Genomic DNA, 26,005 nt, shown 5'->3' with positions numbered 1-26,005 from the left:
GTATTGCGAGGCGCCTTGTTGATAGAAGGTCCTCGGCTGATAACGTCCCGGCGTCTGATTTGGAGACGCCGCCGGCGAATTCTGTTGGGGAACTTGATTGCGGAGGATGCCGCTGTCATTCTGCAACATCAAACGTTGCTCCAACGTTGACGGGACCGGAATCGTCGTCGTACGTAGGTGTTCGCGATTCAGCGTCGGCTGCGGGGCCATTTGTTGCGTCGGCTGCTGCATCTGCGGCATGTACGAAACCGGCTGCGTGTCGTAGTTGATCACCACCGGCCCCTGGGGAACCTGTTCAGCCGGCGGCAACGTTTCTTCCGGCCGCACATGACCAAGCAACATCGTTCGGCTTTGTTCGCCGGAGACGAGCGCGCCTTCCTTGGCTTGGAAGAATGGCGCCAACGTAATGCAGCGCTGCTCGCCGCCAACCGCATCCCACGGAATCCAGAAGCTGTAAGAGTGCCCGATCTTCGACGCGCTGTAGTGATTCTGCAGATCGCATTCTTCGAAGACGTACTTGCGATCCGGTTTGCCGCTACGACGGCTTTCGTTGGCGTCGTCATCGAAGGCGTAAACGGTCAATGTGCCGCGTACGCGTACCGGCTTGTTCGTGGCGTCGTAAAAATAAACGCGACCGCCGAAACCGCGTGTGGCGCGTCCACCTGAGGGGACCATCACCTGGTCCTTCCAAATGGCGACCAGCTTCGCCGGTTCGCCGTACTCGTCTTCCTCTTTGTCCTGCCAAGGCATGCGCGGGGCCTTACGGGTAATCGTATTGCACCCAACGCCAATCGCCAGAATCAAAAACCCAATGATCGCGCCGCGTGTTGAAGCCTGGAACATCCTTGTCCCTTTCCGTCTTAGTCGTTGTTTCTACGTGGATTCTACGTCGCGAACAAACTATCTGCCGGTCGCAGGTAAGCGAATCATCTGCGGTCCTTGCGGATACGCCGCGCCGTTATAGGCGGCGGGCGCCACTCCGAACTCATTGGCCGGCTGCAACGACGCTGGCGTCAACTGCGGCGGCGCGGCCGTCGGATCGACCGAATTGTTGTAGACCGCCGGTTGCATGTTCGGCGGGATCATCACCCCCGAGCCGGTCGGCTGCATCATCGGCGACGGAATCATCTCCGCCCCGGGCATCCTCGGCGTATTCAAGGGAGCTTCGCCGGTGGGATTCGAGTCCGGATGGATTTCCATGACATCCCCTTCCGGAATCGAGTGGTCGACGCCATACAAAGCTTCGGCGCCGTATATGTCTGCGACGTCGGCCAGGCACCAGCTCATCCGACCCATCTCTTGTTCGCGAACGCGTTCCACGTCCTGATCCGAGTCGACGACCGTCGGCGTCAGGATGATCATCAGTTCGCTACGATCGCCGTCAAAGCTGTCGTAGCGGAACAACGTTCCCAGCAGCGGAATATCCCCCAAGATCGGCACGCGACGCGAAACGACGGTGGTACGCTTTTGGATGAGCCCCCCCAAGACGATCGTCTGGCCCGATCGAGCGCTGACGGTCGTCGTCGCCGTCTGGGTGTCGATTCGCGGAGCGCGAATGACGTCGCCGTTCTGGTTAATCGAGATCGGAATCCCGTCCGCTTCATTCCCCACCTCCGAACGTTCGGCCTGAACGTACATCACGACCATGCCGTCGGGACTGATGCGGGGAATGACATTCAAGATAACGCCGGTGTTTTCGAGCGTAATTGAGTTGACGGTACCTTGGTTGGTCACCTGGGTATCGGTGATGTACGGGACGCGTTGACCGACCTGGATGAACGCCGGCTGATTGTCCATCGTCATCACGTGCGGGCGAGCGAGCACTTCCAGCCGCTGGTCCTGTTGCAACGCGCGGATCAGGACGTTGACCGATTCGCTGGCGGCCGAGAAGACGAAACCGCCGTAGCCAAGCCCCGAATTCGTCCGGCTGAGCCCCAAGTCCGAGATCCCTTGCGAACCGACCTGGTTGGCGGTCAACAAGCTGGCGGTCGTCGCCGCGTTGCCCAAGCCCACGGTGGGGTTATTGAAGTCAAAACCAGGGCTGAAGTTGCCGTTGGAAACCGTGCTACGGTCAAACAGGAGCGAATCCTGCAGACCAAACTCAAAACCCAGCTCTTCGATCTTGCCCAACTGGACGTCGGCGATCAGCACTTGAATCGAAACCATCGGCGGACGAGCGTCGAGCTCTTCCACGATCTTGACGATTTCTTTGAAGTACCGCGGCGTCGCGGTGATGATCAAGCTGTTGCTGAACGTTTCGGGCACCACGATCACTTCGCGAGCGACCTGCTGGAACGAGCTGGTCAGCGTCGGATCGATTTGCTGCAACTGGCTTTCAGTCTGCAGAAGATCGGTCAGCGAAGCCGCGACCAATTCGGCGTTTGAGTTCTTCAAGCGAACAACCAGCATCTGACGCTGTTGGACGTCGTCCTGGTCCAAGCGAAGCAGGATCGCTTCAACGATCGCCAGTTCGGCGGCCGAACCGGACGCGATGATGCTGTTGGTACGAGCGTCAACCGAGAAGCGAATCGGAATCAGCGATCCTTCGCCGCCGGCGCCGACGTTGACCGGCAATTGGGTTTGATTGTTGGCCTGCGTGCCGACGCCGAACAGCGTTTCGAGCATCGTCGCCAACTGCGTCGCATCGCCGTTGACGATGGTGAAGACCTTGATCTGCGATTCGGCCGACGGTTGCGAATCCAATCGCTGGATGAGGGCGCCGATCAGATCCATGCTTTCCCGCGGGGCTCGCACGACGAGAGCGTTCGAGCGGGTATCGGCGGTAATCTGCGCTTCAGTCAGGATCCCTGACTTCAGCAACTGACCGTCGCGCGAGTCGAGCGTCATGAAGGAAAGCATCGCAGCGCGAACTTGGGCCGCGGTGGCGTTTCCTTGCTGTTGGTTGCCGGTTCCGGCCGCCGGAGTTCCGGAGATCGCCGACTGCAGCACCGCCGCCAAATCTTCGGCGAGTGAATTACGAAGTTCAAAGACCTTCAGCTCCAGCGTCGATTCCGCCGCCGGGACGTCAATCTGGCGAATCAGGTATTCGACTTCCGCCATGTCGCGGGGGCTGGCCTGCACGATCAACGCATTGCTGCGATAGTCGGCCGTCGAACGAACGCGCGGGTTCAGGTTGACCGGATCGGCGTAAAACTCGGTGACGCGGGTTTGGGCGTCGGCCGACGAGATGTACTTCAACTGGAAGACCTTCAGCAGACGATCCGGCGTAGTCGGCTGATCAAGCTTGGCGATCAGTTCGAGGATGCCGTCGACGCTTTGCTGGCGACCGATCAACAGAATCGCGTTCGGGCGCCCCAGCGGCGTGATGCTGACCTGGCCATAGCGAGTTTGCAGCAAATCTTCGTAGAGCTGCTGGATGGTCGCGGCGACCGCTTCGCTGTTGGCATGCAGCAGTTCACGAACTTCGATGACCGGTTGGGTCTCGGCGCTCAAGCGTTCGATGTCGTTGATGATGCGGGTAATCCGCTCGACGTCGCGACGGTGACCTTTCACCACGATCACGTCCAGCCCTTCCAGAAATTCAATCTGAACTGGGCCAATCAAACCGGCGTCATCGTCCGGACCGAGAGTCACTTCCTCGCCAACGACCGGCTCCATCGGCTGATCGGCGGGCTGCGCGTCGGCGGCTGGTTGAGCGTCATCGGCGGCGTCCGCATTTTGCTGGTCGCCTGGCTGGAAGATCATCGCCGCCATGTCGCCGCTCCAGCGCAACTGCTGCTTGCCGGCGACTTTCTTCAGCGCTTCGAAAATTTCCTTCTTCGTCGTAGCCGCTTCGGTTTCGGTCAGCGGAGCGAGCGCTTCGGCGACGTCTTCTCGTTTGGCGTTGCGGAGCGACACCAGGTCGGTGCGGTATTGATCATTGCGAGCAGGAGCGTCGATCGCACCAACCACCTGCGACCAGGCTTTGACGCCCGCTTCGTCGCCGCGGAGGACCACGACGTTGTCTTTACGGTAGATCTGCATGGCGATCTTCTTGTCGCCGTTGGTCGGCAGCGTCAACGTGGCGATCGCCCCTTCGGCCGTCGTGGCGACCGGCGGGCGTTCTCCCAGCAACTGTGCTGTGCGGGTTTCCAATTGACGCCAATCGGCTTGATTCAGCTTGACTTCGACTTCGACCTGGCCGTTGCCAAGCGAGCGGGTCACTTGCTGCGGAGCCTTCGTTACGGCAGGAGTCGCCATGCGAACCGCCGCGGGCTTGGCGCCTGGCTCGCGGAGATAGCCGGAACGCTTCAGGAAAGTCTCGACTTGCGTCTGCACTTCCGGCGTCGCGGCAACGACCAGCATGCCGCCGCTAGCGTCGGCAGTGAATGTGGCCCCTTGCTCCTGGGCGTAGAGCTGTCGGAAGACTTCAAGCAGGTTACCGAGTCGTTCCGGCTCGACTGAATAGCTGCGAATTTCACGCGAGCTGGCAGTCGCAGGAACCTGGGCGTTTGCGGGATTAGCCGCGCACGAAACCCAGGTCGCAATGAGCAGTGCGACGACGAGAGGTAGTCTCTGCCCCGAAATGCAATGAAGCATCAGTAAACCCTTCTTCGGATGTGACGCCCAATGGACGAATCGACCGCGCACTTTTACTACTTGGATTGATCGGAACACGAGGAGGAATCCCTACAAGCATTCCCGCTGGTATTAGCGCCACATCTTGACTTCGAATGTCAAGATATAACACATGGGCAAGCCAAGTAGCGCCATCGCAGTCGCGCCAGCGCTAGCACTGCATGCACCAACAAAGAAAGCACGCCCCATCGGGTGGCGTGCTTCAAGGCATTTTCCAGAATGGAAAGTCGCAAAATTAGAGATCGCCGGAACCACGAGCTTCGCTCAGCGGCTGGCCGATTCGCAGCTGCACCGTCTCGCCGCCGATTTCGATTTCGACGTTTTTATCGCCGACCGACACGATCTTTCCTTTGAGCTGACCAATCTCGAAGGTCTCGCCTGGCTTCAGGCGGAGCATCTTATTCTTGGTCCGCAGACTAACCCACGCTTCGGGCTGTTCGCCCGAGATGATCGTCGCCGTCAAGAAGGCGTGCTGGGCGTCGTCGAACGACGGCTTCGATTCCGGCTTGGTCTCCGGCGGCTTCGGCTCAATGACTGCAATGGTGAATTCCTTCGTGTCCATCACGGTCGGCTGACGATCGTCATGCACCATCACGTTGAACTTGAACTCACCGAGCGCCCCTGGCTTCCAGCTCAACGTTCCTCGTTCGCTCAATTGCAAACCTTCCGGCGCACCTTCTCCCAACTGGAAGGAGAGCTTATCCTTCTTGTCCGGATCTTCCGCTTTGACCGAGTAGCTGAAGGTCTTTCCCATTTCGGCCGTGTGCTTGGTGGTCGAGACGAGCTTCGGCGGCTTGTTGCCGGGACGGAAGAAGTCGCGAGCCAGGATCGCCTTTTGGTAATCCGCTAGCTTGCCGTGCGAGAGGGACTCGTGCCGCTGCTTCTTCGGGTCGACCACGTCGGCGACTTGCTTGATGCCGACCGCTTCGACCGTCAAAGCGACTTCCAGGTCTTCCGAGTCCTGCATCGGGCGGAGGACGATCGACTTGATCTTGTGCAGCACATCGAACGAGTAAAACTCGTAGCAGAACTGCGTCACCCGCGCCAGCGGCGCCTTCGCGCGAATGCTGAACGCGTACTCGGCATGCATGCCGACTTTCTTCCCGCTGAGCGGCTTGATCACCACATCTTCAAAACCGGCTTCTCCGACCTTCTCGTGGAGCCAGTTGGAATAAACCGACTGCGCGGTCCGGTAATCTTCCGGCAGGCAATGTTCCTGGTAGATCGCCAACCGCTGGGCGGCGAAGATCGCCTGGATCTCGGTAAACTCTTCCCGGTCGATCTGCTGCTTGAGCGATTCGAGCTGCTTGGCCCGTTGATCGTAGGCCGACGCGTACCGGCTATAGCCGAAGTAGAGAACTCCCAGCACGACCAGCATGCCGACGACGCCGACGAGGACTTTTTCACGTTTGCTCATGACTTGGCCTCCTCCTGCGCCGCTTGCGGAGCTTCGGCGTCTTCCGACGGCTCGGTATGAACCGGCTCGGTCTTATTCGATTCGTCTTTCGCCGGCGTTTCGGTCGGAGGCGCCGCTTCGACCGGCTGCTTCGCTTCCGGCTCGTCGGTAAAGGGATTGGTCGCCGATTTGGCGACGGTGATCCGTTCTTGGAAATTCCACGCGTACCCCGAAACTTCCGACTGCTTACTGCCGAGATTGCTGACGTGGTGCGTTTCGTCTCGCAGGGCGCTTTCGAGCTTTTTGATGCCGCTTTCGTCGCCGACGTAGCCGTCGAGCGTGATCACGCCCCCTTCGACCTGCGACGCATCCATCTGCAGACGCGAAAGAATGGTCGCTTCGGCCGGCGGCAATTTGCTCGCCATCCAGTAAGCCTGATCGAGCCACTGCACGTTGGAATCGAGCCAACGGTCGATCTTCTCGACGTCGTTCTGCTGCAGGACCGCTTCTTTGTTGGAAGCCTTGAGCCCGGCCAGCTTCTCCTGCGCTTCTTTGATCTGCGTGTCGAGCGAACCGAGTCGCATCCAGATCGCCCCAGCGACCAACAGCGCGATCACCGCCGCCGCCGTCCCGTAGGTGACGTACATGCGCCGCTTGCTCGGAGGCGCCGGACGCTTCCGCGGATTGCGCAGGTCGAGCGAGTGGAGCGATGGCGCCGCTTGATCGGCGAGCAAGCCGAGCAAACCCGCGTAACGTCCGCGATGGACCAGCTTGTCGGCGCCGGCGTATTTCACCGCCGGGCTGGCGAACGGATCGTACAGTTCCGCCGGCAGACCCAACGTCGCGGCCAGGCTCGCCTTCATCGGCGAAAGTTCTTCCTGGCCGAGCAGGATGATCTTCTCGACGCTATGCGCGCCCAGTTGATTGCGGGCGGCGATCAGGGTGCGTCGCGCTTCCAGTTGCAGCGCCTTTTGTCGCTCTTCGCTCCCTTCTTCGCCGGGCAAGCGGGTCGAACGAGAGAAAACGACCGCGCCGTCGGCGATGACGGTCAGTTCGATATCGTCCGAACTTGATTCGACCACCATCGCGACCGAGGAAGCATGTTGCGGATCGCGGGCCATCAGCGACGCGGCGGCCAGCGGACGAACGCCCACTTGCTCAACGGTCAGCGAGGCGCCGGAGCAAGGAGTTTCAATTCCCTTCAGCCCTTTGCCCGAGATGCCGGCCGCGAGCACGGTCGATTGACCGACTGCGTTCTGTTCGATCGGGGTGAAGTCCAACAGCCAATCGTCGGTCAGCGCCGTGAATTCGCGCAGGGCCGCGAAGCGGACCATATCGGGCAGTTCTTCTTCCGGCGCCGGCGGCAACGTCAACACGTGCAGTTCGACGGCGCTGCGCGACAAGGTCACGCTGACCGGTCCGGCGGCGATATTTCGATCGGCCAGCGCCGTGCGGATCGAATCCGCCAGATCGCTAGTCCGCGGGGCGGCGAACGCAGCGTCAACCGTCACGCCGCCCGATCGTGGGCGCGCGACGACGACGCGAATCTCGCTGCCGTCCCATTCAATTCCAATCATCTTCGCCATAAGGCGTACGCTCCGAGTTAGTTGGCGGCGCCGGAAAAACCGAGCCCGATACCCAGCACTTCCAGGGGATGGCCGCGCCCGAGATGGCTGATATCTCTCCACAATAATAGGCGCGGCTGGGGCTGAGTAGCGTCAATTACGGCCTCATGCCGGCTAAATGCGAGTCCACCTTCGTAATAACCGACAATCTGAGCGCGGTGGACGTCCCCTCCGGCGTTGATCAGCGGCAACAGCGTCTTCATTTCGTCGAGCGTGACCAGCCCTTCCACCCAGATCCAGGTTTCGTAGGCCCTCAGGGGGTTATCCTCGTCCGCATTCGGCAGCCGATTCTCGATGATCGCCGCGGCCGCTTCCTCGGTCATGCCGGGAATGGCGACCAGGATCTCGCGCGGCGCCTGATTGATGTTGATGCGGCCCGGAATAATTGGCGACTCGTTGACCGTCAATAGTTCCATGAAGTCGGGCATCCACTCCGCCGCATTCAGCTGCGTGAACGGCGACTTCATCAGTTGCGTTTGCCCGCCGCCACCGCTGCTATTGCCTCCGCTCTGCGAGTTGCCGCCGCTTTGCTGCGAAACGTTGACCACCGCGTCGATCAAGTCGAGCGCGCTCGAAAAGGTCGCCTTCGGTTGCTGGCTGAAGTTGAACTTGGCCGAGGTGACGTAATTCTGATTCGTGTTGTTCGTCGAAGCGGATCCGGCGCCATACATGCGATAAGCGACGATGAAGTCGGCCCACTCCTGCGGCAGAACTTCCTGCAGTCGACCGTAGAGCGCTTCGACGTCTTCATCGTTGATGAAGATCTTTTCGGTCCCGTCGTCGCCGTAGTTCTTTTCCATCCCGTACAAAGTCAGGTACGACGACCAGCCCCGTTCCGGAACCTCGTCGAGCATCTGTTGATCCGTCCGATCGTCGGTCGTCGAAACAGCTTGCTCCTGCGGATCGATCACGCCGTTCCGGTTTTCGTCGCGGCCGAACAATAGCTGCGGCGTGACGCCGCGAACCAGCAGCAATTCCTCGACCGTTTCCAGCGGCCCGTTCTTGGGCGCGTAGGGAGGATCAAGCCCGGAGTAATAGTCGATCTCGGCGCCAAATTCGCGCGGCTCGTCGTCCTCGTCCAGGTAGTCGAGAATCGAGTCGGCGATCTCTTCGGTCATGCCGGGCAAGCCCATCAGCAGTTGGCGCCCGGTGCTGCCGGAAGTGAGCGATTCGTCGCTCGCCAAACCGCTGAGGGTCGACGAACTCGAGCCTGATAAAGCCGACATCGCGGCCGCGGCGCTCGCATCGGACGATCCTGCCGAACCCGAAGATCCGCTCGCGCCGCTCAATCCTGCGGAACTGGCGGCAGCCGAAGCCGTACTCGATTGTTCGTCCAACATCAACAACGCATTCAGGTTGAGCCGGGCCGATTCGTCTTCCAAGCCGTAGCGAATTCCGTTCAGGTATCCATCAACGTCGACCAGCGGGGCCAGGATCGTAAATCGCCCACGCTGTCGCTCATCCTCTTCGTCGTCAACGATCAACTGACCTTGGAACATCGCGGGGTTGTCGTAAATTCCCCCCTGCTCCGTGATGAAATCAGGCTCTTGCGCCAGGTAAGCTTCCAGGAACGATTCGCCTGACTCGGCGAACGCGCGGGCTTGAATCTGCCGGCCGGTTAGCTGAACGGCGTGGGTTTCGGTCTGCATCAACTCGGTGAACGCATACGCGCCGAGCGACAGCATCATGATCACGACCAGCACCACAATCAGCACGGCGCCTTCGCGGTTCGTCGAACGGCTCATAGTGCGGACTCCGTGCTGGAGCCAGATTCGGTCGTCTCTTCCTCTTCCGCCAGCGGATCAATCGGCACAGCGATCGGAATGCGAACCAACCGGCGATAGACCATGTCCCCTTCGGCGACGCCAACCACAAACGGTTCGTCGCTTTGATTGGCGCTCGATCGATCGTCGGCGGAGCGAATCGCCAGGACGATGTCGACCGCCAGCGGCAAGCCGTCCATCGCCGCCGAGTCCCATTCTTCGTACCACTCATAGCCGTCGAAGTAGCGGAAGTTCAGATAGCAAACTTCCGGCGCGACGATCTCGCCGCTCGCGTCCAACTGCCGCGTATCGCCGTTCTCGAGCGCCCATTGCGTGACTGAACGATCAAGTACGCGACGAACGAGGCCAGTCTGCTCAGCCGTCCGATCGGCCGGATCGCCGACGACGCCTTGATAAGCGGTACCGGGGACGAGCAGGTAATACGTGACCGTCTTCACGTCGCTCGGCTTGTCGGCCAGGGCCAACGAGCGAAAGCCGACGTATTCCGGATCGTATTCGTCAACCCGCGGCAAGCGGCTCATGTCGAACTGAAGCTCGGTCGCGTTTCCATACAGTCCGATCTGCATCGCCGGCGAAGTCGAGGCGGCGAGATCGGTCGTATTCGACGCGGCGTCCGCTTCGCTCGCCAGGTCGGCTCCACCGCTTAGTCCAGCGCCGCTGGCGGCGTCGGTAAGCGAACTCGCGGCGCTCGACGCTTGATCGGCTGCGAGCGCTTCAACCGACGAAAAGTCGATATCGTTTTTCCAGATGCAATTCCGCAGATCGTCTTCCATCAACTTCATGACGGCGCGACCGAGCTGCGCTTCTTCGACGTCGCTCCGCCCGATGTCGACGCTTTTCGAGTACATATGAATCGCCGCGCTGACCGCCGCCATCAAAACGACGGCGATCGCCGAAGCGACGATCAATTCCAACAGCGACAAACCACGACGGCTGTGACGAGGCGAACTCATAGGGCGCCTCCCGTCGTTCCGCTGCTACTGCTGCTTGAATTCGGATCGCTCGACTCCGGCATCTCCAGCAATTCCGCTTCCGGATCCGGGATCCAGCGAACCAGCTGAAACTGATCGGCATCGGCCAGCGAAATGGCGTTGATCCGGCGAACCGTCACGCGGACGGCGAGCAGTCCTTCCATCGTCGCCGGCTGCGAGTCGATCGAGTAGACCCACTCGGCCATCCGGTTCGGCAGGATGACGCTCGAGTCGGTCAGCATGTCGATAGGGATCTCATTGACCGGATCGGGCAAACGAACGCCGACGATAATCTCGTCCATGATCGTCTGACAAAGCATCTGCGATTCGGTCAGCCCCTCCGCTTCGCGAGCGGCGCGGAAGCCGATGCTGATCAATTGGCCCAGCACCGCGAGCGAACCGGCGAGGATCGCGAAGGCCAAAACGACTTCGATGAGGGAGAAGCCGCGCGACGTGCGTTTGGCCGGTAATAGCCCGAAGCGCGACCGAGGCGCATGCGATCGGCAATTCGAACCAGCGGTGAGCGAAAGCGCGCATTTCCCTCGCTTGCGCTTCGGGCTACTATTTGGAGATTGGTTTTGACGAAGAGACGCGATCACTGCGAAAGGTCCTCCGTCGATTGGTATTCGCCGATCTTGGCGATTCCGGTCAGCCCGCGGAGTTTGACCATCGTCATGCCGCCATCTTCCGACTTCATCACCACCGCCGCGTCGGAGGTCGTACCGTCGGGATAGAAGAGAATCGGCCGTGAGTATCCAGCTTGGCCGTCCGCGATTTGCCCGTCGGTCGTTTCGTAAGAGCGCATGTCGACGTCGACCTGCTCTCCCATGAAGGTGACCCCTTCGGCCAACGTCCCTTGGCGGGTCGTCGCTTCGACCGATTGCTCGATCAAGCCGTTGCCGATGACCCGTTCTCCTTCGCCAACGATGTTATTCTCTTGCGTATCGCTGGCGCGGAGCCAAGGCTCGACCTGGTAGTTGCCGGTATCGGTTTGGAAGCGGAACATGCGGACGCGTCCCGATTCCATCGCTTCGACGCGCGCCTTGGCGAACTCAGCGCAGATGGTGTCGGCGGCGTTTTTCAGCCGCGAACCGCGTAGCGGCGCCAAGATGCTCGGCGCCGCCAATGACAACAAAATCACCAGCAACGTCAGCACGACGAGCAATTCCAGCAGCGAGAAGCCGCCGAGTCTTCGAATTGTCGCGCTCCGTTGCATGCTTGATTACGATTCTTTCGTCGGAACGTCGTCGTCGGTTCCTTCGACGCCGTCCGGGCCGGCCGAAAAGACGCGCGGCATTCCGTTGACCACTTCGTACTTGAACTGGTTACCCCAAGCGTCTTCCGGCAACGCCTTTTCCAGGTAAGGACCTTTCCACTTGGTCGAGCCGGCCGGAGCGCTCACCAGGTCTTGGAGAGCTTGCGGCGGTTGGCCGACGTTCAGCATGTACTGCTTGCAGGCCTGGTTCAGCATTTCGACCTGAACCTTCACGCTGTCTCCCTTCGCCTGATCATAGGCGCGGAAGATCGCGACGCCGGCGAACGAAGCGAGGATCACGAGGATCACGAGCACCAGCAACACTTCGAGCAACGTAAAACCGCGGCGTCGACGACGATTGCGCTGTTGGGACATTTCTAAAGTCACTCCTAACCTGAAAAACGAAATGGGGCCTTACAAACTGCTGCTCATGCGGAAGATGGGCAGCAAGAGGGCGATGACGACGACAAGCACCACGCCTGCCATCACCAACAGCATCATTGGTTCTAACATCCGAACGGTCAGATCGAGTCGGCGCGAAGTTCGTTTTTCCAGACCATCGGCGATTTCGACCAGCACCGTATCGAGCGAGTTCGACTCTTCCGCCACGCTGATCATTTCAACCACGTTGCGGGGGAAGTAGCCGGACGACGAGAGCGGAGTCGCCAGCGATTCGCCGGCGCTGATGTTTTCAGAAGCGTCTTCGATCGCTTTCGCCAGAATCACGTTTCCGGCGGCGTCACGACTGATTTCGAGCGAACGCAAAATCGGCACGCCGTTTTTAAGCATCGTGCCGAGCACGCGGCAAAACCGCGCCACCGCCAGCGATAGGAAGATCGGTCCCATCAGCGGAATCTTGATCTTGATCCAGTCCCAGCGACGACGCCCCGATTCGGTTTGCAGTTGATGGCTGAGGAAGAAACCCAGCCCAACGATGCCGATCAAAATCGGCAAGCCAAAACTTTTGACCGATGTGCTGAACCAAAGGAGCCAGTCGGTGATCGCCGGCAATTGTCCTCGTTCTCGCAAGCGGCCGAACAACTCGTCAAACTGCGGCACAAAGACCAGCAGCAAGAAGCCGAGGACGCAGGAGCCGACGACGCCCAAGAAGACCGGATAGGCCAAGGCGCTCATCGTGCGCCCCTTCAGGTCTTCCTGGTCTTCGGTGAACCGGGCGACGCGATCGAGCGCGTCTTCGAGAAAACCACCTTCGGCGCCGGCGCGGACCATGTTGACCGCCATCTCGCTGAACGCCTTCGGATGGCGACGCATCGCTTCGTCGAGCGCGGCGCCTTCTTCAACCCGGCTGACGATGTCGTCCAAAACTTCCTGCATCGCAACGTTCGACGCTTGTTCGCGGAGCACTTTCAGCGAGCGCATCAAAGGAACGCCGCTGCGGATCAAGGACGAAAGCTGAGCGTAGAAGATCGCCGCTTGCTGAGCGCTCACGCGCTTGCCGCCAATACGAAACGCACTTCCCTTCGTTTCGGCCTTTACCTCGATCGGAAAGAGGGACTTGCCGGAGAGGAGCGCGATCACGTCTCGCTCGGTCGCTGCCGACAGCACGCCGTTGACCTTGCGGCCGGTCGAATCTCGGGCGATATAGCTGTAATCGGGCATCGGCGACTAAGAGCGTGGAGTGTGTACGAAAGGAATGAAAAACTAGTGTGGGGCGTCTTAGACGTCTCCCTTGGTGACTCGCAAGATTTCTTCGACCGACGTTTCGCCGGAGAGAGCCTTGCGCCAGCCGTACTGTCGCAAGGTGAGCATGCCGTTCTTTTGGGCCGCTTGTTTGATCTTGTGCGTGCTGAGTCCTTCGTGAGCGAGTTCGCGAATCTCTTCGGTCGTGATCAATAGTTCGTAGATACCCATACGCCCGCGATAGCCGACGCCGCGACATTGACGACATCCAGCAGGCTGCGAAAGCTCGCCTCCTTTGGCGATGAACTCATCCCACGGGAAGTCGGACGGCAGATCGGACCGCTTCGGCACGTAGGAAGTCTTGCAATGCGGGCAGAGCTTACGAACGAGACGCTGGGCCATCACTCCTTCGACCGTGCTGGCGATCAGGAACGGCTCGACCCCCATGTCGATCATACGAGCAAAGGCGCCGGCCGCGTCGTTGGTGTGGAGCGTGCTGAACACCAAGTGACCGGTAAGCGACGCTTGCACCGCGTTCTCGGCCGTTTCCTTATCGCGGATTTCGCCCACCAGCACCACGTCCGGGTCGTGACGCAAAATGCTGCGGAGCGAAGCGGCGAAGGTCAGACCGATCTTCGGATGAACCTGAATCTGGTTGATCCCGTCGAGCTGGTATTCGACCGGGTCTTCAGTCGTGATGATCTTGGTCGCTTCGTCCTGGATTTCTAGCAGCGAGCTGTAAAGCGTGGTCGTCTTACCCGAACCGGTCGGACCGGTCACCAGAATGATGCCGTGCGGCAGCGAGATGATCTGTTTGAATTGTTGATAGACGTCGTCGTCCATCCCGAGCGTGCGCAAGTCGAACGTGAGCGAGCCCTTGTCGAGAACACGCATCACGATGCTTTCGCCGTGAATCATCGGGATCATCGAAACGCGGATGTCGATCTCGCGGCCCCGGACCTTCAGCTTGATGCGACCGTCTTGCGGCAGACGCTTCTCGGCGATGTTGAGTCGCGCCATGATCTTCAAACGGCTGATGATCGCCGCTTGGAAGTAATTGATTTCCGGCGGGACCGGCTGCGAGTGCAGCATGCCGTCGATGCGGTAGCGGACGACCAGGCCGTTCCCTTGCGATTCGATGTGAATGTCGCTCGCTCGCGATTCGATCGCTTCGAGCATGATTTCATTCACCAGCCGAACGACCGAGGCCTCTTGGGCCATCTCGGAAAGTTCGGAACCGTCCGACTCGATGTCGTCGAGCAGTTCGACTTCGTCGCCTGACTCTTCTTCCTTCAGCGCGAGCAACCCTTCGACCGTCTCGCCGCCGACGCCGAGATTCGCTTTGATCAGCTTGGCGATTTCACTGCGCGCGGCCAACACCGGCACGACCGACAGTCCGGTCACCGCGGCGACTTCATCGAGCGGATAGAGATCAAACGGATCGCTGGTCGCGACGATCACGCTGCCGTTGTTGCGCTGCAGCGGAAAGAGAGACTGGCGATAGATCAAACGCTGCGGCAACGTCTTCAGCAGCGACAGATCGATATCGGCGGTCGTCAGATCGACGTAGTCGAGACCGACTTCGACGCCGAGCGCCTTGAGCGCGTCTTCCTCATCAACGAACCCCAACTCCACAGCGCGTTCCACGGCGTCGCCAGGCAGTTTTTGTTCACGGCGCACAATCTCCAGCTGTTCGGCAGAGATCAGTCCGTGACGCACCAGGATTTCGCCGGCTTCGACCATGATTGAGGCAGATGGGGGATTAGAGGTGAATGAGACGAGGAGAATTCATTGTACTCCTTCGTCCCCTAGAGAGGGTCTATTTGTTCATCGCTTTGCGCGTCTACTATGCTCCAACGCCGCAAAACACCCAAAAGTTTCGCAAATCGTGCAAACCGTAATGAAAAACCCCCGGCTCGTGCGAGCGAACCAGGGGCTGATTACTGGTTAATCTTCACTCGCACGACTAGATGCTGTCGTCGCCTGCGGGAGGATTATTCTGGCCCGGACGATTATTCTGGCCGCCGCGACCGCCGAAACCACGGAACTGCAGTTCGTACGGTTCGCCCAGCAGTTCTTTCCACTTGGCTTGCTGTTCCGGGGTCAGAACGCTCAGCAGCTTCTCTTCCGCTTCTTTCTGAGCGGCGAGGAGCTTCTCGCGGAGTTCCTGGGCGACTTCTTCGCGCTTCTCACGCAGTTCGGCGAGCTGTTCTTCGGTCAGGCCGAGCAATTCGGCCACTTTGTCGCTGGTCAGAGCGTTCGCAGCGCCCGATCCGCCGCCGGGACCGCCCCCGCGAGCCACCTGCTGCTGCAGCGCGATCTGCTTCAAGCGGGTCAGCTGATGCGGCAGCAAAACCTCTTCCAGGTCGGCCTTCACTTCGGCCTGAACTTCGGCCATTTTGGCCTGCATCTTTTCGCGGAACTCGGTTCGTTCCTCTTCGGTCATGTCGCGGAAGTTCCCCATCCCCTGGAAGACTTCCCGCATCTTCTCGCGAACCGAGGTCATGATTTCCTGGATTTCTTCGAACTGAGCCTCGGGAATCTCGAGATCCTCGCGAACTTGCGGATTCATCAGCAGGCCGAACTCGTCGCCGCCGCCACCAAATCCCCCTGGACCACCTGGGCCGCCGAAACCGCCCGGTCCACGACCACCGAAGCCGCCGGGGCCTCCGGGACCTTGGGCCAGCGAGACGGAACTAATCGTAACCACAAGCGCCGCAACCATTAGCGACAATCGAGCGAACCGCAAATTCATGACCTGAGACTCCGCGACTAGATTATGACCAAGCGCTACAGGGCGCTATGAACAACTTCTTATGGCAATCTAACCCGCGAGAGGGCCCGAGGTTCCGGCGTTTTCAGGCTGATTCTTCGAAAACCGAAACAAGCTGGCCGAGCCTCGGTTAATAATAGGGATCCCTTATTTCGCATTTCCTAATAGCGGGCCCTGCCCGGGAATTGTTCGCAATGCGTAACCTCCTACTACTGTTCACCTTAACCCTTCTCTTTCCCGTTCTCGCCAGCGCCCAAGGCCCCGGCGGCGATCGTGGACCTGGCGGCCCTCCCGGCGGCTGGGGAGATCGTGGTGGGGATCGCGGCTCCGGTGGCCCTCCCGGAAGTTGGGGCGGCCGTGGAGGCGACGACCGCGGGGGAGATCGCGGCAGCTGGGGTGGACGCGGCGGAGATGATCGGGGGGGCGATCGGGGATCCGACCGGGGCGACGACGATCGTCGTCGCAGCTTCGACCCGACCGAAATGCTGAAGCGGATGGACCAGAACGGCAACGGCGTCCTGGAAGATAACGAAGTCTCTGACCGGGCTCGCGGCTTTCTCGATCGGATGAAAGAAGGCGCTGGCTACACCGACAAAGGTCCGATCAACATCGAAAAGCTGACCGCCGCGATGAAAAAGCAGCGCGAAGCAGGCGACGGCGGCACGGTACCCGGTTTCGGCGAAGATCCCGGTCTGGAAAAGGCCAAAGGCTTTGACGCTCCCCCGCCGCTTGGCGATCTGGCGCTGGAGAACAAGTTCGATCAAAAGACGATCGACAGCGTCAACAGCATGCTCGAGCGGTACGACAAGGACAAAAACGGTTTTCTCGACAACTACGAATGGTCAGGCGCACGGTGGCGCACGCCGCCGGAAGGCTCGGACCTGAACAAAGACGGCAAGCTCGATCGCCTGGAACTGGCGAAGCGGGTCTCCGGCTTTTCGTCGGAACCAAAGCAGGAAGGTAGCGAAGGGGGCAGCCGCGAATCGGGCGACGGCGACGACATTAAAAAGAACGCCAAGTCGATGATGTATCAATACGACAAAGACAAGAGCGGCTACCTCGAAAAGAGCGAGTGGTTCAAAAGCGATCTGGCCGACTACGACAAGAACAAAGATGGCAAGATCTCGAGCGATGAACTGGCGGCTCGCATCTCCAGATTCGCGAGCCGATCCTCTTTCTCCAGCCGTGGCGATGGTGAAAAAGTCGATACCTATCGATTCCTCACCCCGCTGGAACGTTTGCCGAAGGGGTTGCCAGATTGGTTCAACGCCAACGACGCCGACGAAGATGGACAGATCCACATGAGCGAATACTCCGTCGTCTGGTCCGAAAGCAAAGCGGAAGAGTTCGCACGCTACGACTTGAACGGCGACGGCTTCATCACGCCGAAAGAAGCGCTCGGCGCCGATGGCAAGTCGGTTCCGTCGACTTCCTCGACGGCTTCGTCGACTTCATCGTCCTCCAGCCGCTCCTCCACGTCGACGGCATCGAGCTCGTCGACAGATCGAGGCGGCAGCTCCAGCGATCGTGGTGGTGATCGTCCCCGTGGCTTTGGCCCTCCCGGCGGCGGCGGCTTCGGTTTCGGCCGGCGCTAGTCCGCAACTCTGCAATCTCGATTTGCTTTCTAGCTGCATGCAGACAGTGCGCTATTGCGCAGAGAAAACGGACTTGGTGCTTAATTCGTCTCCATGATGAGGGAAATGCACAAACCGTGGTCCACGAAAACTGGTGTTAGAGAAATCCCGATTCTCGTAGGGATTTAGTTCAAGAAAAGGTGCGCATTCTCACCCTCAAAAGCTTGGGAAATTGAACAACCAAGCGACATAATCGCACGTAAGGAGCAAACGCTTCTGCTTTTCAAAACGGATTCTTTTCTTTGACGCGTGGGGAGACGTGCTATGCGGAACTATCGATTCGGATATGTCCTAACGTTGATCTTTGCGGCATCCAGCCTTCATCTGGCCAATGCCGTCGAACAACCAACCAACATTGACGAACAGGCGACGCACGAGCAAGTCGGCCTGATCGAGATCCCCAAAGGGATTCCGGTCAACGCCTTCTGCCTGGATGCGAAAGGTCAGATCCTGACCGCCATGGGGGACAGCCCCGGCGAAATTCGTATCCTCAACTCCGCAGGCGAAAAAGTCGCCGGCTGGGAACTCGAAATCAAACCGGAAGCGATCAACACCGCCCCGGACGGCACAATCCTGGTCGCCGGCGACGGCAAGGTGATGCGGTTTTCGCCGGAAGGGAAGCTCCTGACTGAGGCCGAATCGCCCCACGCCGCCGCGGTGAAAGAACACCAGGAAGACATCCGCAAAGAAGCCGAACAACAGCTGAAGCAAACGGCCCGTCCGGCTGCGGCGATGATCGAAGCTTACACGCGGATGATGGAACAGCTTCAAGCCAAGGAAGAAAAGGGAGAGCTGAACGAACAGGAAAAGAACGTCCTGAAAATTCTGCCGGATCATATCACGCGTCTGGAAGAGCAGAAGGCGGCGGAAGACGCGCGGCCGAAAACGGAAGGCCCCTCCGATGACAAAATCACCGAACGGATGAAGGCGCTGATGCAGCGCAAGCTGCACGTCGCTTCGGTTAGCAGCGACGGCAAATACGTCTACGTCGCCGCGCCGTCGATCAAAGGGTATACCTTCGACGTCTGGCGGATGTCGCCCGAATTCACCGACGCCCAAGTGGTCGTCGCCGATCTCCGCGGCTGCTGCGGACACATGGACGTGCAGGCCTGTGAGCAAGGTTTGTTCGTCGCTGAAAACGCCCGGCATCGGGTCGCTTGCTTCAGTGCGGATGGCGCCGCCGGCGTCACTTGGGGCAAAGCCGATCGGAGCGGCGAAGATGGTTTTACCAGCTGCTGCAACCCGATGAACGTTTGCTTCAACAAGAGCGGCGACGTCTACACCGCCGAATCGAACACCGGCCGCATCAAACGCTTCGCCGCCGACGGCACGTTCAAAGAATTTGTCGGCGACGTCAAACTGGTCCCTGGTTGCAAGAATGTCTCGATCGCCGTCTCGCCTGACAGCGATCGCGTCTACATGCTCGACATTACTCGCAACCACATTGTCCTGATGCAGCGGAAGTCGGCAGAAGCGAAAGCGACGGAGCCTGCCGAAGTCAAATCGGCCGAAACCGCCGCTTCGACGCTCTAATTTCGACTCCGCAAGAGAGCGAGGCGAAATCTTTCGCCTCGCTGCGCCGCTCGTCTTTTCTCACTCTCGCTGTTTAGGTTCGATCCATGCGTACCCAACTCTTCGTCGCAACGCTGGCCCTCTTCCTTGGCCTCACCCTCGCTCCGCTCCATGCGGACGAGCCAACCAAGCCGCTGAAGTCGGAACTGACGATGGTGGTGATGGATCCGCTGGCCGCTCCTCTTTCCTGCCCTTGCGTCGAAGGTTACGCCCAGCGTGAGTACGAAGCGCTCGAGTCGTTCCTCGAAACGAAACTAGATCGCTCGATTCGCCTTTACTTCGTCCCGACCCTTTCCGCGCTGAAGAAGGAAGGGATCACGTTGAATTCGGTCAGCCTGATCATCGGCAAGGATTCGGTCGTTCGCTATGAAGGGAAGCAGGGTGGGATCGACGTCACCGCGCTGGCGCGTTTGACCGACAAGACCGGCTCGACCACGCAATACGGCATGATCGTCGTGCCGAAGGATGACCCGGCTCAATCGGCCGGCGATCTGGCCGGCTATCACGTCATCTTCGGCGACGTTGACGCCGCCGAAAAGCATCAAGCCGCGATCGATCTGCTGACTGCCGCCGGCGTCACCCTTCCGGAGAAGTTGGAAGTTTCGGCGGCCTGCAGCGACGGGGCCTGTAAGATTCTGGAGCTCGACGGCAAATCGGCCGCGGTCATTTCCAGCTACGCCGCGCCGCTGCTGGAAGGTTGCGGCACGATCAAAAAGGGAGACCTGCGAGTCGTCGCCAAGACGAAGGAAGTGCCGTTCGTCACCGCCTTCGCCACCGGCGCTCTGACGAAAACCGATCAGGCCGAGTTGAGCGCGGCCCTGGCCGAAGTGGTCAAGGACTCGCAGCTCTGCGGCAAGCTCGAGTCGCTGATCGGTTTCATGCCGATTGACGAAAGCGAGGCGGTAAAAAAAAAGTAAGCGCGAGCGCCGCTCCCGGCTGGAACCAATGGCGCGGACCGAACCGTGACGGACGCTACCCGCAACTTCCCCAGTCATTGTCTGCCGAGCCGCAGCAAATCTGGAAAGCCGATCTGGCGAGCGACGGTCTTGGCGGTATCGCCGCCAATGAGAAATATGTTCTGGTCAGCTATCGCGACTTCGACGACTTCCAGGACGTCTACCAATGCTTTGACGCCGCAACCGGCAAGTCGCTCTGGATGCTCGAGTATCTCGCGATCGGCGCCTTGGACTACGGGCAATCGTCCCGCACGACTCCCAATCTTGTCGGCGAAGTGGCGATCTTGCTCGGCGCCATGGGAGACCTTCACTGCGTCAAACTAGCCGACGGCGCGGTCGTTTGGAAAACCAACCTCCGCTCGCAGTTTTCGGTCGCCGCCGAATTGCCATGGGGCTATTGCGGTTCTCCCTTGGTGATCGGCGACAAAGTAATCGTCCAGGCCGGCGGCGCCGAAGCGTCGCTGGTCGCGTTTAACCTGGGTGACGGGTCAGTCGCGTGGAGTTCTCCCGGCGCGGCGCCAAGTTACGGATCCCTGATCGTCGCCCAGCTAGGCGGCAAACGTCAGATCGTTGGGCACGACGTCGACTCGCTTGGCGGCTGGGACGCGGAAACCGGCAGACGCCTCTGGAAGCTCAAACCGCCGCTCGATGGCGACTTCAATGTGCCGACGCCCCTGGTCGTCGACGACAAACTGCTGATCGTCACCGAAAACAACGGCGCCCGGCTCTTCGCCTTTAACGCCGACGGCGCGATCCAGCCGACGCCGGTGCTGGAAAATCAGAAGTTGACTCCCGACATGAGTTCGCCGGTCGTCGTCGGACACAAGGTCTTCTGCGTCGACAAGTTTCTCTACTGCCTTGACCTGAAAAACAACCTGAACGAAACGTACCGCCAGCGCGATGCAGCTCTCGGCGACTACGGCGCGATCATCGCCGATCAGGATCGACTGCTGGTGATCGGCAACGGCGACCTGCTGCTGGTCGACGCCAAAGCGGACAAGTTCACGCTGCTGTCGCGGCAGAAATTCTCGCAGGAGAAGACGGAGATCTTTTCGCACCCAGCGCTGGTCGGCGATCGCCTCTACTTGCGCGACGAAGCGACGATCTACTGCTGGTCGCTGGCGAACTAGAGAGACGTCTAACACTAGCCCGCAGCGCAAGCGAGGGAATGGATTTGGAAATGTCTAATGACTAAGCCCTAATGTCTAATTCTGAAGACACGATCTGTCATTAGACATTAGGGTTTAGACATTAGTCATTTGCTTGCGGCCGCATTTCCCTCGCTTGCGCTGCGGGCTAGTGTTCGCCTACTTCGCCGCTTGTTTGGCCGATTCGCCGACTGTTTCTTCGTCGACTTCCCGACCATCTTCGGCAGTATTGGGATCGTACAGCGGCAAGGTGATGCGAAAGGTGGTGCCGACGTCGGGTGCGCTTTCTAGTCTGATTGTGCCGTCGTGGGATGCGATCACGGCGGCGCAGATGCTAAGTCCTAATCCGGTTCCTTGCGTCGGTTCGCCGGGGACTCGTTTGCGATCGCCGCGATAGAAGCGTTCAAAGACCTTTTCGTGATCCTCTTCGCGGATGCCGCAGCCGTTGTCGGCGATCGCGAGTTCGACGGTCGACAGGTCGGGGGACTTGCGAATCGTAACGTCGATGCGGCCTCCTTCGGGCGTGAACTTCACGGCGTTGTCGAGCAGATTATTCACCACCTGGCGAAGATGCTCGACGTTGCCTTTGACCCAGCTAGGCTCCAGTTTTGAATTTAGGGTCAATCCGTTTTCTTCGGCGACGCCGCGGAACATTTCGACCGAACGGAGGACCGCTTGATCGAGCGAAATCGGATGTAAGTGAAAGAATCGCCGGTCCGATTCGGTTTCGGACAACAGCAGCAGTTGATTCACGAGCGTTTCGAGATGGTTATTCTCTTCAATCAATTCGCCAAGCAATTCTTGGTAGTCTTCCACCGCCCGCGTTTCGTTCAGCGTCACCTCGATGCTGCTGCGGATCGCCGCCAAAGGGGTGCGCAGTTCGTGGGCCGCGTTCGCCAGCAGGTCCTGCTTTTTAGAAACATGGACGGCAATCCGATCAAGCAAGCCGTTGATGGTCGCGGCGAGCTGGTCGAGTTCGTCGCCGGCGCCGCGCCACGGCAACCGTTCCTCCAAGTGACTCGGACGCAAGCGTGCAGACGCGTGAATCATGTCCGACAGCGGCTCGGTCGCACGACCGGCCAGCCAATAGCCGCAAAGAGGCGCGAGCAGCAGCACGATACCGGAGCCGACCAACACCTGGCGATCGACGCGGGCCAAATCGTTCCAGATCGGCAACATGCTGGTCCCCAGCCGGATGGCGACGATCCCTTCGGACGGCTTGTCGAGTTTGTGCTGCGCAAAACGAATCGAACCAACTTCAATCGGACGCGAGTCGGAAATCGGCTTGGCGTAATTCAGCGCTTCTTCCGGCGCTTTGGCGCTCGCCCACACGACCTTCCCGTCGGCCCCGAGGAACTCGACGAACCACCCGTGCTGAATGTGACCTTCGGCATGCTGTTCGAGCGTTTGATACATGTCGGCGATATCAACAGGACGTTCATCGAGCATCAATACGATCTGTCGCGTATCTTCAGCCAGCAGCTGGTCGACTTCGTGATAAAGGGCGAAGCGTACCCCTTCGCGGAGCCCCGCCAGCGTGGCCCCAGCCGCGAGGACCACGACGATGGCGTTCCAGACCATCAACCGAAAACGAAGCGTTTGCGACGTCGTTTGTAACGATTTCCAAAGTTCGCCGAACCAGTTTTGTAACGAACTCATGCTATACCTACGAGAATTGCGCTCATGCATTCCCACTTTTTCGCCTGCCGCCGTCTTGGCCGCAAGTTCGCCCGGAGACTTCCCAGCGTATAACGTAGTTTACTATCCGAGCTTCGGTTATGAAGATGGCCGAAACGACGCGACGGATAGAATCCCTCACGCGTTTCCCCGGCGGCGCGATCGACGTGCAAAGTACGAGAGCGACAGGCTGCTCGCCGTTCGGATCAAGAAGTCCGCAGCACGTAGCCTCGGCCCCGCACCGTGTGGATCAAGGGCTCGTCAAATCCGCGATCCACTTTCTGCCGCAGATGGTTGATGTGAACGTCGATGACGTTGGTCATCCCGTTCCAGTCTTGTCCCCAGAGATGCTCGTTAAGCATCTTGCGCGACACGATCTGGCCGGCATGTCGCATCAGCAGTTCGAGAATGCTGAACTCCGACGGCGACAGATCAATCTCCTTGTTGTTGCGCGTCACCTTGCGACTTCCCAAGTCGAGCGCGAGCGGGCCCGCTTCATAGCTCAGCGCTGGACGAGGACTAGCGCGACGCCACATCGCGTTCAATCGCGCGAGCAACTCCGGAAAGGCGAACGGTTTAACCATGTAATCGTCGGCGCCATGATCCAGCCCCTGGACGCGATCATCGACCGAACCGAGGGCGGTGAGGATCAACAGCGGCGTACCAATTCCTTCTTCGCGCAGCGCCCGAACCACCTCTAAACCGCCGATTCCGGGGAGCATCAAGTCGAGCAGGATGGCGTCATATTGCTGGGTCTTGGCGTACTCCAGCCCCTTTTCGCCGCTACGAGTCCAGGTACATTCGTGCCCGGCCTCGGTCAAACCGCGAGAAAGGGACTTCCCCAATAGCTGTTCGTCTTCGACTACCAAAATGTGCATAACGGCGATCCGAGCGTCGTTTCAACATTCCAAGCGGCGGGCGATTTGCCGTTGAAAAGCCTAAATCTACCGTACGGGAGAGAGACTTCGGCCCGAATATGAATGTTTTTTAATTTTAGCGACGTTTGCACCTTTCTGCATCTCGACGGAAAATTGCATCACCTCTGATGAACGCGACTTTCGCCAGATTGACTGGCGGAAACGGAGACTCTTCCCGCGCAAGAGGCGACCGAAACGCCCCCTCCCAAATGAAAACCTCCGTACGAGTTGGCGGCCTCGCCGCTGATCGTCCCCCCTACCTCGGCGGAAACCTGCATAAGAATCGCCAGCCTGGTCGCTCTCCCCGCGTTCAGGCGATTGGCGATTTAGCATATTCCGCCACCAAACTAGCCAAGTTCGGCTAACGATTTACAACACTTAGGAGTTACGTCAATGGCGACCGATTCGAACGCTTTACAGGATCAAGAGATCCCGATCGGCTCGCTTAAGAACCTCGGCAAGTACCTCAAGTTCGACCTGGTTTCCGGATTCCTCGTCTTCTTGATCGCGTTGCCGCTTTGCCTGGCGATTTCTTTGGCGTCAGGTTACCCGGCCATTGCGGGAATTTTTACCGCCGTGATCGGCGGCCTCGTCGCAACGTTCATCAGCGATTCGGAACTGTCGATTAAAGGCCCCGCCGCTGGACTGATTGTGATCGCGCTGGGCTGCATGAACGAATTCGGCTACACGGGCGGCCAAGATCCGGCAGCCGACATGCAAGCCTACAAAATGGCGTTGGGAGTCGGCATGGCCGCCGCAGCCGTTCAAATCCTATTCGCGATATTTCGCACCGGAATTTTAGGCGAGTTCTTCCCCACCGCCGCCGTGCATGGCATGCTCGCCGCCATCGGCGTGATCATCATCGCAAAGCAAATCCCGGTCGCAGTCGGTTTAAGCGCCAAGGGAGAGCCGCTGGAACTGCTCCGCGAGATACCGGATAAGCTGATGCACATGAATCCCGAAATCGGCCTGATCGGCGCGATCAGCTTGCTGATCCTATTCGGGTTGCCGCTGATAAAGAACAAGTACGTCAAGCTGGTTCCCGCTCAACTGGTCGTCATCTTGGTGGCGATTCCGCTCGGGATGTATTTTGATTTGGCGCATGACCATACCTATACGCTGCACCACCACGTCTACGAAGTTGGCGAACAGCACCTGGTCTCGGTGCCGTTTAACATTTTGAATGCGATCACGTTCCCCGATTTTTCGGGACTGCAAAACGCGTTCGCGTGGAAGTGGGTGGCGATGTACGCGTTAATCGGCAGCCTGGAATCGCTGCTAAGCGCGAAAGCGGTCGACATGATCGATCCTTGGAAGCGAAAGACCAATCTTGATCGCGACCTTGTTGCGGTGGGCGTGGGGAACCTGATCGCCTCGTTTATCGGCGGATTGCCGATGATCTCCGAGATCGTCCGTAGTCGCGCAAATATCGATAACGGCGCGCGAACGCGATTCGCCAATTTGTTCCACGGCTTGTTCCTGCTGGGGTGCGTCGCGCTTTTGCCCTCCGTCATTCACCAGATTCCGCTCGCCGCCCTGGCGGCGATGCTCATCTACACCGGGTTCCGTCTTGCTCATCCCCGTGAATTCGTGCACGTCTTCAAGGTCGGTCGAGAACAGTTCGTCATTTACGTGACGACGCTCGTCGCCGTGTTGGCGACCGACTTGTTGATTGGCGTCGGCATTGGCATCGCTCTCAAATTTTGCATCCACATTTTCAACGGTGCGCCGCTCAAATCGCTGTTCCTACCTGAGATCGAGGTTCTGGAGGAACAGGACGGGACCTACCGCATCGTCGCCGCCAACTCCGTGGTATTCAGCAACTGGCTGGCGTTTCGCCGAAAAATCGTCGAAGCCGGCCTGGTTCAACGACATAACGTCTCGGTTGATCTAACGGACGCCAGATTGGTTGATCACACCGTCATGGAAAAATTGCACGAACTGGAACGCGATTTTGAACGTGAAGGGCTTCAATTGAAGATCATTGGTCTGGATAACCACCAGCCCCTCTCAGCACACCCTCACGCCGCCAGAAAACGACCTCAGCTCCCCCTCGACCCGACGTCGTAAGCAGCGGA

General features: G+C 59.3%; 19 protein-coding genes. 6 read left to right on the top strand and 13 right to left on the bottom strand.

Annotation, left to right across the window (positions count from 1 at the left end):
* Positions 1-900 precede the first annotated feature (900 nt).
* The 11 genes from LOC68_RS01105 to LOC68_RS01055 form a co-directional block, all read right to left on the bottom strand.
* Positions 901-4,539, bottom strand: coding sequence for a secretin N-terminal domain-containing protein (locus LOC68_RS01105; protein ID WP_230214579.1), 3,639 nt, complete (start codon positions 4,537-4,539; stop codon positions 901-903).
* 274 nt (positions 4,540-4,813) lie between these two features.
* A complete protein-coding gene (locus LOC68_RS01100; RefSeq protein ID WP_230214577.1) occupies positions 4,814-5,995 on the bottom strand; it encodes a putative Ig domain-containing protein in 1,182 nt (393 codons plus the stop codon).
* The gene (gene pilM, locus LOC68_RS01095; protein ID WP_230214575.1) at positions 5,992-7,560 is read right to left on the bottom strand and encodes a type IV pilus biogenesis protein PilM; all 1,569 of its coding nucleotides are present in this window, start codon (positions 7,558-7,560) and stop codon (positions 5,992-5,994) included. Before pilM ends, LOC68_RS01100 begins: the two co-directional genes overlap by 4 nt.
* 17 nt (positions 7,561-7,577) lie before the next feature.
* Positions 7,578-9,344, bottom strand: a complete 1,767-nt coding sequence (locus tag LOC68_RS01090) for a type II secretion system protein GspK (RefSeq protein ID WP_230214572.1) — start codon at positions 9,342-9,344, stop codon at positions 7,578-7,580.
* Positions 9,341-10,336: a PilW family protein gene (locus LOC68_RS01085; protein WP_230214569.1), complete on the bottom strand. Its 996-nt coding sequence runs from the start codon at positions 10,334-10,336 to the stop codon at positions 9,341-9,343. The genes LOC68_RS01090 and LOC68_RS01085 overlap by 4 nt, the downstream gene beginning before the upstream one ends.
* Positions 10,333-10,953: a type IV pilus modification PilV family protein gene (locus tag LOC68_RS01080; protein ID WP_315858990.1), complete on the bottom strand. Its 621-nt coding sequence runs from the start codon at positions 10,951-10,953 to the stop codon at positions 10,333-10,335. The genes LOC68_RS01085 and LOC68_RS01080 overlap by 4 nt, the downstream gene beginning before the upstream one ends.
* Positions 10,950-11,570: a prepilin-type N-terminal cleavage/methylation domain-containing protein gene (locus LOC68_RS01075; protein WP_230214564.1), complete on the bottom strand. Its 621-nt coding sequence runs from the start codon at positions 11,568-11,570 to the stop codon at positions 10,950-10,952. Before LOC68_RS01075 ends, LOC68_RS01080 begins: the two co-directional genes overlap by 4 nt.
* Before the next feature lie 6 nt (positions 11,571-11,576).
* Positions 11,577-11,984 carry a type II secretion system major pseudopilin GspG gene (gene gspG, locus LOC68_RS01070; protein ID WP_230214562.1) on the bottom strand — a complete coding sequence of 136 codons (408 nt, stop codon included), beginning with the start codon at positions 11,982-11,984 and terminating at the stop codon, positions 11,577-11,579.
* 39 nt (positions 11,985-12,023) lie between these two features.
* Entirely contained in the window at positions 12,024-13,229 is a 1,206-nt protein-coding gene (locus tag LOC68_RS01065) for a type II secretion system F family protein (RefSeq protein ID WP_230214560.1), read from the bottom strand.
* 57 nt (positions 13,230-13,286) lie between these two features.
* Complete coding sequence (locus LOC68_RS01060; RefSeq protein WP_230214557.1) at positions 13,287-14,993, bottom strand: GspE/PulE family protein; 1,707 nt, start codon at positions 14,991-14,993, stop codon at positions 13,287-13,289.
* 223 nt (positions 14,994-15,216) lie between these two features.
* Entirely contained in the window at positions 15,217-16,005 is a 789-nt protein-coding gene (locus LOC68_RS01055; protein ID WP_230214554.1) for a hypothetical protein, read from the bottom strand.
* A gap of 212 nt (positions 16,006-16,217) precedes the next feature.
* On the opposite strand from LOC68_RS01055, the gene LOC68_RS01050 reads away from it, so the two are divergent.
* From LOC68_RS01050 to LOC68_RS01035, 4 genes are all read left to right on the top strand, one after another.
* The gene (locus LOC68_RS01050; protein ID WP_230214551.1) at positions 16,218-17,618 is read left to right on the top strand and encodes a hypothetical protein; all 1,401 of its coding nucleotides are present in this window, start codon (positions 16,218-16,220) and stop codon (positions 17,616-17,618) included.
* Between the two features lie 303 nt (positions 17,619-17,921).
* Positions 17,922-19,190, top strand: a complete 1,269-nt coding sequence (locus tag LOC68_RS01045; protein ID WP_230214549.1) for a hypothetical protein — start codon at positions 17,922-17,924, stop codon at positions 19,188-19,190.
* Between the two features lie 86 nt (positions 19,191-19,276).
* Positions 19,277-20,146, top strand: a complete 870-nt coding sequence (locus tag LOC68_RS01040; RefSeq protein ID WP_230214546.1) for a PhnD/SsuA/transferrin family substrate-binding protein — start codon at positions 19,277-19,279, stop codon at positions 20,144-20,146.
* A gap of 77 nt (positions 20,147-20,223) precedes the next feature.
* Positions 20,224-21,315, top strand: coding sequence for a PQQ-like beta-propeller repeat protein (locus LOC68_RS01035; protein WP_230214543.1), 1,092 nt, complete (start codon positions 20,224-20,226; stop codon positions 21,313-21,315).
* 177 nt (positions 21,316-21,492) lie between these two features.
* Here the strand turns inward: LOC68_RS01035 and LOC68_RS01030 are convergent, their stop codons facing one another.
* Complete coding sequence (locus LOC68_RS01030; RefSeq protein ID WP_230214540.1) at positions 21,493-22,992, bottom strand: sensor histidine kinase; 1,500 nt, start codon at positions 22,990-22,992, stop codon at positions 21,493-21,495.
* Positions 22,993-23,216: 224 nt separating this feature from the next.
* Positions 23,217-23,888, bottom strand: a complete 672-nt coding sequence (locus LOC68_RS01025; protein WP_230214537.1) for a response regulator transcription factor — start codon at positions 23,886-23,888, stop codon at positions 23,217-23,219.
* Between the two features lie 248 nt (positions 23,889-24,136).
* Here LOC68_RS01025 and LOC68_RS01020 point away from each other — a divergent pair, with 248 nt between their 5' ends.
* A complete protein-coding gene (locus LOC68_RS01020) occupies positions 24,137-24,292 on the top strand; it encodes a hypothetical protein (protein ID WP_230214535.1) in 156 nt (51 codons plus the stop codon).
* A 28-nt stretch (positions 24,293-24,320) separates the two neighbouring features.
* A complete protein-coding gene (locus tag LOC68_RS01015) occupies positions 24,321-25,997 on the top strand; it encodes a SulP family inorganic anion transporter (protein ID WP_230214532.1) in 1,677 nt (558 codons plus the stop codon).
* Positions 25,998-26,005: the final 8 nt, after the last annotated feature.

This window comes from Blastopirellula sediminis (assembly GCF_020966755.1).
Lineage (GTDB): Bacteria > Planctomycetota > Planctomycetia > Pirellulales > Pirellulaceae > Blastopirellula > Blastopirellula sediminis.
The sequence above is the reverse complement of the archived record's forward strand: the minus strand, read 5'-3'. Positions and strand labels throughout refer to the sequence as shown.

What these genes read in the sequence shown, in the direction of transcription:
- LOC68_RS01030 (WP_230214540.1), bottom strand. Translation starts at nt 22,992, where the DNA reads ATGAGTTCGTTACAAAACTGGTTCGGCGAACTTTGGAAATCGTTACAA.
- LOC68_RS01025 (WP_230214537.1), bottom strand. Translation starts at nt 23,888, where the DNA reads ATGCACATTTTGGTAGTCGAAGACGAACAGCTATTGGGGAAGTCCCTT.
- LOC68_RS01060 (WP_230214557.1), bottom strand. Translation starts at nt 14,993, where the DNA reads ATGGTCGAAGCCGGCGAAATCCTGGTGCGTCACGGACTGATCTCTGCC.
- LOC68_RS01085 (WP_230214569.1), bottom strand. Translation starts at nt 10,336, where the DNA reads ATGAGTTCGCCTCGTCACAGCCGTCGTGGTTTGTCGCTGTTGGAATTG.
- LOC68_RS01055 (WP_230214554.1), bottom strand. Translation starts at nt 16,005, where the DNA reads ATGAATTTGCGGTTCGCTCGATTGTCGCTAATGGTTGCGGCGCTTGTG.
- pilM (WP_230214575.1), bottom strand. Translation starts at nt 7,560, where the DNA reads ATGGCGAAGATGATTGGAATTGAATGGGACGGCAGCGAGATTCGCGTC.
- gspG (WP_230214562.1), bottom strand. Translation starts at nt 11,984, where the DNA reads ATGTCCCAACAGCGCAATCGTCGTCGACGCCGCGGTTTTACGTTGCTC.
- LOC68_RS01020 (WP_230214535.1), top strand. Translation starts at nt 24,137, where the DNA reads ATGAAAACCTCCGTACGAGTTGGCGGCCTCGCCGCTGATCGTCCCCCC.
- LOC68_RS01040 (WP_230214546.1), top strand. Translation starts at nt 19,277, where the DNA reads ATGCGTACCCAACTCTTCGTCGCAACGCTGGCCCTCTTCCTTGGCCTC.
- LOC68_RS01045 (WP_230214549.1), top strand. Translation starts at nt 17,922, where the DNA reads ATGCGGAACTATCGATTCGGATATGTCCTAACGTTGATCTTTGCGGCA.
- LOC68_RS01090 (WP_230214572.1), bottom strand. Translation starts at nt 9,344, where the DNA reads ATGAGCCGTTCGACGAACCGCGAAGGCGCCGTGCTGATTGTGGTGCTG.
- LOC68_RS01015 (WP_230214532.1), top strand. Translation starts at nt 24,321, where the DNA reads ATGGCGACCGATTCGAACGCTTTACAGGATCAAGAGATCCCGATCGGC.
- LOC68_RS01075 (WP_230214564.1), bottom strand. Translation starts at nt 11,570, where the DNA reads ATGCAACGGAGCGCGACAATTCGAAGACTCGGCGGCTTCTCGCTGCTG.
- LOC68_RS01050 (WP_230214551.1), top strand. Translation starts at nt 16,218, where the DNA reads ATGCGTAACCTCCTACTACTGTTCACCTTAACCCTTCTCTTTCCCGTT.
- LOC68_RS01100 (WP_230214577.1), bottom strand. Translation starts at nt 5,995, where the DNA reads ATGAGCAAACGTGAAAAAGTCCTCGTCGGCGTCGTCGGCATGCTGGTC.
- LOC68_RS01065 (WP_230214560.1), bottom strand. Translation starts at nt 13,229, where the DNA reads ATGCCCGATTACAGCTATATCGCCCGAGATTCGACCGGCCGCAAGGTC.
- LOC68_RS01105 (WP_230214579.1), bottom strand. Translation starts at nt 4,539, where the DNA reads ATGCTTCATTGCATTTCGGGGCAGAGACTACCTCTCGTCGTCGCACTG.